Genomic DNA, 8,879 nt, shown 5'->3' on the forward strand with positions numbered 1-8,879 from the left:
GCTCGACCCCGACGTGCTCACCGGCCGCCAGGTCCGCCCCGTACGGGCCCTGATCGCCGCCGACCAGCTCGACCAGTTCGACCGGAGCATGGACGCCCCGGCGGCCGACGGCAGACACGCGCCCACCGGCTGGATGGTCCGCTTCGACCCCGCCCGCACCGCCCTGGCCGACAACGACATCCGCACCCGCGGCGCCCTCAGGGTGACCGAGACCGACGCGACCACCCTCCAGGTCGTGGCCGACGGCACCTTCGTCTACGCCGTGCGCGCGGCCGGCACCGAGGGGAGGACCCCGGTGTCGCTGTTCACCGTGCGCCGCGAGCTGACCTTCCGCTTCGACCGCGACACCCTGCGCATCGGCCAGACCCGGCTGACCGTCTCCAGCGCCCAGGCGGGACCGCTCTCCTGCGCCGCGGACACCGGCGCCTACCTGCGGCCGCTGCTGGCCGGCGAGCGTGCCAAGGCGGGCGGACCGCCCGGTACCGACCCCTACGGGACCGGCGCCCCCGCCCTGTGCGGCACGCTCGCCGACACCGCCCAGCCGCGCGGGTGAGCGCGGGTGCTCAGCCCCCGGCGGGGGCGTCCTTCGCGGGACCGTCCTTCGGGGGCTGCGCGGTGAAGCCGTTGAATCCCCGCTTCACCCGGCCGCCCAGGCCGCCCGCGCCGTCCGCGAGGTCGGAGACCAGCTTCATCAGCGGGTCCTTGCTGGTGCGCACCTCGTCGGCATAGCTCGCGGCGGACTGGCGGAAGGACTCGCCGACGCGGGCGTCCTTGTCCTCCTCACGGCGCGGGTAGTGACCGTCCATGATCCGCTGGAAGTCGCGGGACTCGGCCCACTTCTTCAGCTCGGCGGCCCGGATCGTGGTGAAGGGGTGCGAGCGGGGCAGCACGTTCAGGATCTTCAGCACCGAGTCCCTCAGGTCGCCCCCGGCCTCGTACTCCTCGGCCTGCTCCAGGAAGGCGTCCACGTTCATCTCGTGCAGGTGGTTGCCGCCCGCGATCTTCATCAGGCCGCGCATCGACGCCCTGAGGTCCTGGCCGACGAGCAGCCCGGCCCGGTCGGCGGACAGCTCGGACTTGCGGAACCACTCCCGCAGCGCCGTCACGATCGCCATGATCGCCACGTTGCCCAGCGGAATCCACGCCACCTTCAGCGCCAGCGAGGTCAGGAACAGCAGCACCGTGCGGTACACGGAGTGGCCGGACAGCGCGTGGCCCACCTCGTGGCCGACGACCGCCCGCATCTCCTCCTCGTCCAGCAGCTCCACCAGACCGGTGGTCACCACGATGACCGGCTCGTCCAGGCCGATGCACATCGCGTTCGGCTTCGGGTCCTGCGTGACGTACATCGCCGGGACCCTGTCCAGGTCGAGGATGTAGCAGGCGTCCCGCAGCATGTCGCTGAGGTGCGCGAACTGGCGGTCGGAGACCCGCACCGAGTCGGACAGGAACAGCAGCTTCAGGCTGCGCTCGGGCAGCAGCCCGCTCAGCGCCTTGAACACCGTGTCGAATCCGGTCAGTTTGCGCAGCGCCACCAGGGCGGAGCGGTCGGCCGGATGCTCGTACGCGCGCGAGGAGATACCCGGAAAGCGGCTGCGGCGCCGGCCCGGCACCCGCTCGTGGCCGGCCTGCTCGTGGCGGTCGTCGGACATGTCTTCCCCCTGCGTCTCGGTCAACCCGCTGCGCCCCCCGGACCGGGCCCAGCCTAGGCGGATATACCGTGGACGGGCAGCACCCTCAAAGGAGTCACGTCATGGAGCACCACCCCGCAGCCGCCTGGCTGACCGAGGCCGCGTCGAGCGCCGCCCAGCAGCAGGGGCCGGGCAATCTGCTCCGGATCGTGCTGATCGTGATGGTCGTGGGCTGCGCGCTGACCGGCTGGCTCCTCCTGCGCGGCTACAAGCAGAAGGACGACTGACGCCTCCCGGAGGTTCCCGACGGGGCCCCGCACGCCCCTTTGCCGGAGTCGGCGTGATCGCCGAGGGGGTGCCCGCTTACGATGGGCAGACGTCTTTATCCCGCCCACACGCGATAGGTCACGCCGAAGATGAGCCTCCACAGCACCGCTGCCCAGTTGGTCACTCTCGCCGCCGAGGGCGCAGAGCACGGCGGCAACCACGACAGCCTGAACCCCGCGATCACCGGCGGCGGCGCCCTGTTCATCCTGCTGCTCCTGCTGTGGATCACCACCCGCTTCAACCGCGACCGCTGAAGCCCGGCCGGTCCCCGGCGAGAAGCCGCAGGCCGGGCCGGTAGGGTCTGCACGCATGGGAGAGCAGGACATGCCTACCGGTCCGGCGGAGGGCACCGTCGACGAACGGCCGCGGAGCACGGCGGACCACGGCCCCGCCCGCACGGGCCGGCGCAGGCTCGGCGTCATGGGCGGCACCTTCGACCCGATCCACCACGGGCACCTCGTGGCGGCCAGTGAGGTGGCCGCCCGGTTCCGGCTGGACGAGGTGGTGTTCGTGCCCACCGGCCAGCCCTGGCAGAAGTCGCACCGGGCCGTCTCCCCGGCCGAGGACCGCTATCTGATGACGGTCATCGCCACCGCCGAGAACCCGCAGTTCTCCGTCAGCCGCATCGACATCGACCGCGGCGGCCCCACCTACACCGTGGACACCCTGCGCGACCTGCGCGCCCTCAACCCCGACACCGACCTGTTCTTCATCACCGGTGCCGACGCCCTCGCCCAGTTGCTCACCTGGCGCGACTCCGAGGAACTCTTCTCCCTGGCCCACTTCGTCGGCGTCACCCGCCCCGGCCACCAGCTGACCGACGCCGGCCTGCCGGCGGGCGGGGTCTCCCTGGTCGAGGTGCCCGCGCTGGCCATCTCCTCCACCGAGTGCCGGGCGAGAGTCGCCAAGGGGGACCCCATCTGGTACATGGTCCCGGACGGGGTCGTCCGCTACATCGACAAGCGCGAGCTGTACCGCGGCGAGTGAGCCGAGAGGGGCACCGGTGAACGACCGATACGAAGCTGGGTACGGCGAGGACAGTTACGGAGGGGACCAGTACGAGATCGTCGGCTACGACGACTACGGCCGCCCGGTGTACCAGCAGGTCCCGTCCCGTCAGCAGCCGCCGCAGCAGCAGAACCACGACCCCTACGGGCAGCAACAGGGCTACGCCCAGGGCGGTTACGACACCGGGCGGCAACAGCCCATACCGCCCGGCTACGACCCCTACGGGCCGCGGCAGGCCCCCTACGACCCGTACGGGACCGGCACGCAGGACCCCGTCCCCGGCCACGACCCCTACGGGCAGGCCGCGACCAGCGGCGAGCAGCCGAGGGTCACCGAGCAGACCGCGTACATCCCGCAGCAGACGCGGCCCGATGACGACGCGAAGCCCGAGACACCCCTTGCCGAGGGTCAAAAAGCGGACGAGGACGGGGAGTTCGCGTTCGTCGAGGAGCCGGACGGCGAGTCCGAGGACGTCATCGACTGGCTGAAGTTCACCGAGAACCGCACCGAGCGCCGCGAGGAGGCCCGCCGCCGCGCCCGCAGCCGGATCATCGCCCTCGGCGTGGTCCTCGCCCTGGTCGTGGCGGGCGGCGTCGGCTACCTCTGGTACGCCGGGAAGCTGCCCGGCGTCTCCTCACCCGGCACCGCGACTGGCACCACCGTCGCCGCGGGCGCCCAGAAGCGCGACGTGATCGTGGTCCACCTGCACGACACCGGCAAGCGCGGCACCTCCACCGTGCTGCTGGTCGACAACACCACGACCAAGCGCGGCACCACCGTCCTGCTCCCCAACTCCCTGGCGCTGACCGACGATTCGGGCACCACCACCACGCTCGCCAAGTCGGTGGACGACGACGGCTCCTCCGGCACCCGCGACCAGCTCGACACCGTCCTCGGCACCGACATCCAGGGCACCTGGCGGCTGGACACGCCCTACCTCCAGAACCTCGTGGAGCTGGTCGGCAACATCGAGATCGACACCGACACCGACGTGCCCGACCCGGACGCCAAGAAGAAGGGCGCCGCCCCGCTGGTGCACCAGGGCAGGGCGCAGACCCTCAGTGGCAAGGCGGCCGTCGCCTACGCCACCTACCGGGGGCCCGGCGAGACCGAGAACGCCCAGCTCAAGCGGTTCGGTGAGGTCATGCAGGGCACGCTGCGCAAGCTGTCCTCCGACCCCTCGGCCGCGACGACCACCGTGCAGACCCTCGCGCAGATCCTCGACCCGCCGCTCACCGACAAGGACCTCGGCACCTTCCTGGCCAAGCTGGCCGACCTGGCCAAGGACGGGAAGTACCGGACGGTTCCCCTGCCGGTGCAGAGCGACGGCACGCTGACCGCCGGGACCAGTGACAGCGTGGTCAAGGACATCCTGGGCGGCACCGCCAAGAGCCCCGACGCCGGCTCCGCGGTCCGGGTCGCCGTGCAGAACGCCACCGGCGCCAAGGACAGCACCGAGAAGGCCCGCGTGACCCTGCTCGGCGGCGGCTTCGGGTTCATCGAGGGCGGCACCGCCTCCGGGGCCCGGGCCGCCTCCGAGGTGGTCTACTCCGACGCCGCCGACAGGCAGAACGCCACCGAGGTCGCCAAGACCCTGGGCCTGCCCGCCGGCGCGGTGGCCAAGGGCGCCGTCTCCTCCGGCGCCGACGTCCTCGTCGTCCTCGGCCAGGACTACCGGCCCCCCGCCTCCTGACCGGCGCGGCACACCCCACGTGAGCACCGGAACACGTGGGGTGGGCCCGGCCGCGCGTGAGACCCTTGAAGTCCTGGTGCCTCCGGACAGCGCCCCGCGCCCGGCCGGCCCGCCCCGAGTCTTCGTGAACCCCACCCTGTCCTCGAACGAAAGCCGCACAGTGACCGCCACCGACCGTTCCCTCGACCTCATCAACACCGCCGCCCAGGCGGCCGCCGACAAGCTCGCCCACGACGTCATCGCCTACGACGTCAGCGACGTGCTGTCGATCACGGACGCGTTCCTGCTGGCCTCCGCGCCGAACGACCGCCAGGTCCGGGCGATCGTCGACGAGATCGAGGAGCGCCTGCTGAAGGAGCGCGGCGCCAAGCCCGTCCGCCGCGAGGGCGACCGCGAGTCCCGCTGGATCCTGCTGGACTACGTCGACATCGTCGTCCACGTCCAGCACAGCGAGGAGCGCGTCTTCTACGCGCTGGAGCGCCTGTGGAAGGACTGCCCCGAGCTGGAGCTGCCCGAGGAGGCCCGCGCCACCCGCGGCAAGGCCGAGGAGCACGCCAAGCTGCACGGGGACGAGGCCGGTGACGAGCCCGGCCAGGAGCGCTGATGAGCGCCACCGGTGAGGTGACCGACCGCACGGGACGGGGCCGCCGCATCATCCTGTGGCGGCACGGCCAGACCGCGTGGAACGTCGAGCGCCGCTTCCAGGGCACCACGGACGTCGAACTGACCGCGACCGGCATCGCCCAGGCCCGCCGGGCCGCCCGGCAGCTCGCCTCGCTGCGCCCGGACGCGATCATCGCCTCGGACCTCAGGCGCGCCTCCGACACGGCCGACGAGCTGGCCGCCCTGACCGGCCTCGACGTCGTCCGGGACGAGGCGCTGCGGGAGACCTACGCGGGCGTCTGGCAGGGCCTGACGCACGAGGAGATCATCGCCAGGTTCGGCGACGACTACGCCGCCTGGAAGCGCGGCGAGCCGGTCCGGCGCGGCGGTGGCGAGCTGGAGACCGAGGTCGCCGACCGCGCCGCCCCGGTCGTGCTGCGGCACACGGAGAAGCTGCCCGAGGACGGCACCCTCGTGGTGGTCAGCCACGGCGGCACCATCCGTACGACCATCGGCCGGCTGCTCGGGCTTGAGTCACACCACTGGGAGAGCCTCGGCGGACTGACCAACTGCTGCTGGTCGGTGCTCGGTGAAGGCGCCCGCGGCTGGCGGCTGCTGGAGCACAACGCCGGCACCCTGCCGGAGCCGGTCCTCGGCGACGACGACTGAGCCGCGCCGAAGCCCCTGGTCGGGGCCTCGGGACCCGGATTTCACTTTCCGGCAGGTCACAGGCTAAAGTTCTTCTTGTTCGGCCCGCGGAGCGGGAAGAACACGAGGGGCTATAGCTCAGTTGGTAGAGCGCCTGCATGGCATGCAGGAGGTCAGGAGTTCAATTCTCCTTAGCTCCACAGATCGACACTCCTGGTGAGTGATCAGAGATCGGTGATGAAGATCCCGTCCCTTCGAGGGGCGGGATCTTCTGCTTGTCCCGCGCTCGGGCCGTTCACTTGAGTCGTTCGCGTTCCATGGTCGTATACCTCGGCGAACGGTCTTCGCGCGGGGGCGACCGTGTCCGGACCGGTACTGAGGCGTCGCTGACCGTGCAGGCCCGGCCGTGGCAGAATCAGACGGCCGGAAGGGGGCTCGGCCCGACGGGAGGGAGTGGCGATGCCTGCGAGCATCCTTGGAGGTTCCGCGCACGTGGCCCCTGGCCACAGCTGGAGCTGAGCGATGGGTGCACACAGGCGGAAGTGCGACTGGTGCGGAAGCGGCACCCCGATCGTCCGCGACATGGAGCCGATCAACCCCGACTACCAGTACTGGTGCGAGGAATGCGCCCGGGCGCTGATCATAAAAGGCGACCCCATCGAGACGTACCGCGAACTCGAGGGGGAGCCGATCTACGGCCGGCTGCTGGAGGAGCACTGCACGCTCAAGCGGTTCTACTCCTTCGTCACGGCATAACGGACATTACGGAACCGATTTGGTGTTCCACCCCGGGGTCCGTGTAATGTTGGCATCGCCGCCGGGGAAACCGGGCGGAAAGCAACAAGGGGCTATAGCTCAGTTGGTAGAGCGCCTGCATGGCATGCAGGAGGTCAGGAGTTCAATTCTCCTTAGCTCCACAGAAAACGAAGGCGGACCGTCATAAAGACGGTCCGCCTTCGGCGTGTTGGCGGTTGCCTGTTCCGCGGCCGGGCGGGCCGTCCCTCCTCGGGCGGCCCGCCCGGCCGCGTCAGCGGCCCAGCGCGCGCCGCCCCCGGCCCTGGGAGATCACCGGGAGGTTCCGGGCGGGCGCCTGGCCGCGGGTGTCCTCCTCGATGCGCAGGGCGAGCGCCGGGCAGCGGCGTACCGCGCGCAGCGCCTTCGCCTCCGCGTAGCGCGGGACCTGGGCCTGGGCGACCGTCGGGAAGCCGTCCGCGCCCAGCTCGAAGACCTCCGGCAGGATGTCCGCGCAGAGCCCGTGGCCCCGGCACAGCGTCCAGTCGACGTAGATCTTCTGGCGGCTGCCCCCGGACTCCTCCGGCGCCGCGCCGCCCGTGATGCCGGCGGGGAGCCTGCCGTCCTCGAACAGCGGCAGCACGCCCTCCACGGGGCGTCCGCAGCCGTTGCCGAGGACATGGGCGGCCAGGTCGTCCGTGAACGCCTTGATGGTCGACTCCAGGAACATCGCCGAGCCGTCCGGGTGCGAACACGCCCCGCGCCGCTTCACGTTCTTGGCGACCTGCTTCAGCGCCTCCAGCGCGGCCGGGCCGCCGCCGTTGATGATGTCCTCCATGCCGCGCGCGGCGGCGGGCAGTCCGAGGTAGCACGGGCCGCACTGCCCGGCGCTCTCGTCGGCCAGCCACTGCGCCACCCGCAGCGACTCGCCCAGCGGGCAGGTCTCCTGACTGATCGGCAGGATGGCCCCCGCGCCCAGCGCGCCGCCCACCGCGTCCAGCGAGTTGCGGGAGACGACCGCCTCGTTCACCGTCGCCGCGTCGATCCACTTGCCGTGGTACCCGCCGGTCAGCACGCCCTGCGGCACCGGCGGGGCACCGGCGAGCTGGAGGATGTAGCGCAGCGGCACACCCGTCGGGGCCTCGATCACCATGGGGCGGGCGACCGCGCCGGACACCGTCAGCATCACCGTGCCCGGCTCGTCGTACAGACCGGTGTTGCCGTAGCGCTCGGGGCCGATGCGGGCGGCGATGGCCAGCTGGGCGAAGGTCTCGGCGTTGGAGAGCAGGGTGGGGACCCCGCCGACGCCGCTCTGCGAGGCGCTGATCTTCCGGCCGGGCGGGATCGCCGGGCCGCCGTCCACCGAGCGGATCAGGGAGGCGGCGGCGCCGGTGACCATGCGGACCGGGTTGCGCTGCACCCAGGCGCGCAGGGCCGAGCGGCGCGAGTTGCTCAGGCCGCGCTCGGCGAGGGCCGCCTCCATCGAGCGCTGGGTGGACTCACGGGTCACACCGATCACCAGCGTGCGCGCGCCCATCGCCTCGGCGCACAGCAGCGCGCCGTCCAGGATGAGGTGCGGGGCACGGTTGATCAGCACCGTGTCCTTGCGGCAGGCCGGCTCGTCCTCGCTGCCGTTGACGACGACGACCGGGCGTACGCCCTTCTTGATCGCCGACTCGGCGACCGAGCGGAGTTTCTTGTGGAAGGGGAAGCCCGCGCCGCCGCGGCCCTTGAGATGGATCTTCTCGGCGAGCTGCGCGAGCTGCTCACCGCCGAGCGGCTCGAGCGGCCCGTGCACCTTCAGATGCATGGGCAGGTCGAGCCGCTCCACAAGGTCGAAACCCGACGTGAGCTGGGGAAGTCCGACCACGCGGACCTCGGGGACGTCGGGAAGGGCCTCGTTCACCTATGGCCTCCGGAAGGCGTGTTCCAGGGCTCGCCCGAACCCGGCGCGTCGTATCCGGCGCCGGGGGTCGCTTCAGAGGCGGGACCGCTGTTGAACGTTTCGGAGGAGTTGTACGTCCCGTAGCGGACGTTCGTCTCACCTGTGTTGTACACATCACTTCCGCCGTATCCGGGGGTGCCCGGATTGCCATAGGCGGGGATGTTGTATCCGGTGTCCTGGAGCGGGTCGTAGGAGGAGCGCGGGGCCTCGCCGACCGGGGGCGGGGACGGCACCGGCCAGCTCGACGCCGGGCCGGTGGCGGTCGTCGCCTGCCGGCCCGGCGTCGAGCTGG

The 8,879-nt window shown here is 71.5% G+C and carries 10 protein-coding genes, 2 tRNA genes and 1 pseudogene; 10 read left to right on the forward strand and 3 right to left on the reverse strand.

The window, feature by feature from the left end; genetic code table 11:
- On the forward strand, positions 1-553 hold a 553-nt coding region (locus tag CCN33_RS31975; RefSeq protein WP_483027239.1), incomplete at its 5' end, for an SCO2583 family membrane protein.
- A 10-nt stretch (positions 554-563) separates the two neighbouring features.
- On the opposite strand, the gene CCN33_RS12205 is transcribed toward CCN33_RS31975, so the two are convergent.
- Positions 564-1,652, reverse strand: coding sequence for a M48 family metallopeptidase (locus CCN33_RS12205; protein WP_086693655.1), 1,089 nt, complete (start codon positions 1,650-1,652; stop codon positions 564-566).
- Positions 1,653-1,753: 101 nt separating this feature from the next.
- Here CCN33_RS12205 and CCN33_RS31980 point away from each other — a divergent pair, with 101 nt between their 5' ends.
- The 9 genes from CCN33_RS31980 (at position 1,754) to CCN33_RS12250 (ending at position 6,827) form a co-directional block, all read left to right on the forward strand.
- The gene (locus CCN33_RS31980) at positions 1,754-1,918 is read left to right on the forward strand and encodes a hypothetical protein (protein ID WP_086693656.1); all 165 of its coding nucleotides are present in this window, start codon (positions 1,754-1,756) and stop codon (positions 1,916-1,918) included.
- A 129-nt stretch (positions 1,919-2,047) separates the two neighbouring features.
- Complete coding sequence (locus CCN33_RS31985) at positions 2,048-2,212, forward strand: hypothetical protein (protein ID WP_031183651.1); 165 nt, start codon at positions 2,048-2,050, stop codon at positions 2,210-2,212.
- A 55-nt stretch (positions 2,213-2,267) separates the two neighbouring features.
- The gene (gene nadD, locus CCN33_RS12220; RefSeq protein WP_208621728.1) at positions 2,268-2,945 is read left to right on the forward strand and encodes a nicotinate-nucleotide adenylyltransferase; all 678 of its coding nucleotides are present in this window, start codon (positions 2,268-2,270) and stop codon (positions 2,943-2,945) included.
- A gap of 16 nt (positions 2,946-2,961) precedes the next feature.
- On the forward strand, positions 2,962-4,659 hold the full coding sequence (locus tag CCN33_RS12225) for a LytR C-terminal domain-containing protein (RefSeq protein WP_086693657.1): 1,698 nt from the start codon (positions 2,962-2,964) through the stop codon (positions 4,657-4,659).
- A gap of 160 nt (positions 4,660-4,819) precedes the next feature.
- Entirely contained in the window at positions 4,820-5,263 is a 444-nt protein-coding gene (gene rsfS, locus CCN33_RS12230) for a ribosome silencing factor (protein ID WP_086693661.1), read from the forward strand.
- A complete protein-coding gene (locus CCN33_RS12235) occupies positions 5,263-5,931 on the forward strand; it encodes a histidine phosphatase family protein (RefSeq protein WP_086693658.1) in 669 nt (222 codons plus the stop codon). Before rsfS ends, CCN33_RS12235 begins: the two co-directional genes overlap by 1 nt.
- A gap of 106 nt (positions 5,932-6,037) precedes the next feature.
- Positions 6,038-6,110, forward strand: a tRNA-Ala gene (locus tag CCN33_RS12240).
- A gap of 322 nt (positions 6,111-6,432) precedes the next feature.
- Positions 6,433-6,666, forward strand: coding sequence for a hypothetical protein (locus CCN33_RS12245; RefSeq protein ID WP_006136074.1), 234 nt, complete (start codon positions 6,433-6,435; stop codon positions 6,664-6,666).
- 88 nt (positions 6,667-6,754) lie between these two features.
- Positions 6,755-6,827, forward strand: a tRNA-Ala gene (locus CCN33_RS12250).
- 110 nt (positions 6,828-6,937) lie between these two features.
- On the opposite strand, the gene CCN33_RS12255 is transcribed toward CCN33_RS12250, so the two are convergent.
- Together CCN33_RS12255 and CCN33_RS12260 are read right to left on the reverse strand one after the other, a co-directional pair.
- On the reverse strand, positions 6,938-8,548 hold the full coding sequence (locus CCN33_RS12255) for an NADH-quinone oxidoreductase subunit NuoF family protein (protein ID WP_086693659.1): 1,611 nt from the start codon (positions 8,546-8,548) through the stop codon (positions 6,938-6,940).
- A pseudogene (locus CCN33_RS12260) lies at positions 8,545-8,879 on the reverse strand (cytochrome b/b6 domain-containing protein); the annotation flags it as partial. The gene CCN33_RS12255 and the pseudogene CCN33_RS12260, both read right to left, overlap by 4 nt.

It is taken from the genome of Streptomyces recifensis (genome assembly GCF_002154615.1).
In the GTDB taxonomy this organism is placed as follows: Bacteria; Actinomycetota; Actinomycetes; order Streptomycetales; family Streptomycetaceae; genus Streptomyces; species Streptomyces griseoluteus.

Excerpts from the sequence above, each read along its gene's own strand:
- CCN33_RS12205 (WP_086693655.1), bottom strand. The coding sequence starts at position 1,652 with ATGTCCGACGACCGCCACGAGCAGGCCGGCCACGAGCGGGTGCCGGGC.
- CCN33_RS31980 (WP_086693656.1), top strand. The coding sequence starts at position 1,754 with ATGGAGCACCACCCCGCAGCCGCCTGGCTGACCGAGGCCGCGTCGAGC.
- CCN33_RS31985 (WP_031183651.1), top strand. The coding sequence starts at position 2,048 with ATGAGCCTCCACAGCACCGCTGCCCAGTTGGTCACTCTCGCCGCCGAG.
- nadD (WP_208621728.1), top strand. The coding sequence starts at position 2,268 with ATGGGAGAGCAGGACATGCCTACCGGTCCGGCGGAGGGCACCGTCGAC.
- CCN33_RS12235 (WP_086693658.1), top strand. The coding sequence starts at position 5,263 with ATGAGCGCCACCGGTGAGGTGACCGACCGCACGGGACGGGGCCGCCGC.
- CCN33_RS12245 (WP_006136074.1), top strand. The coding sequence starts at position 6,433 with ATGGGTGCACACAGGCGGAAGTGCGACTGGTGCGGAAGCGGCACCCCG.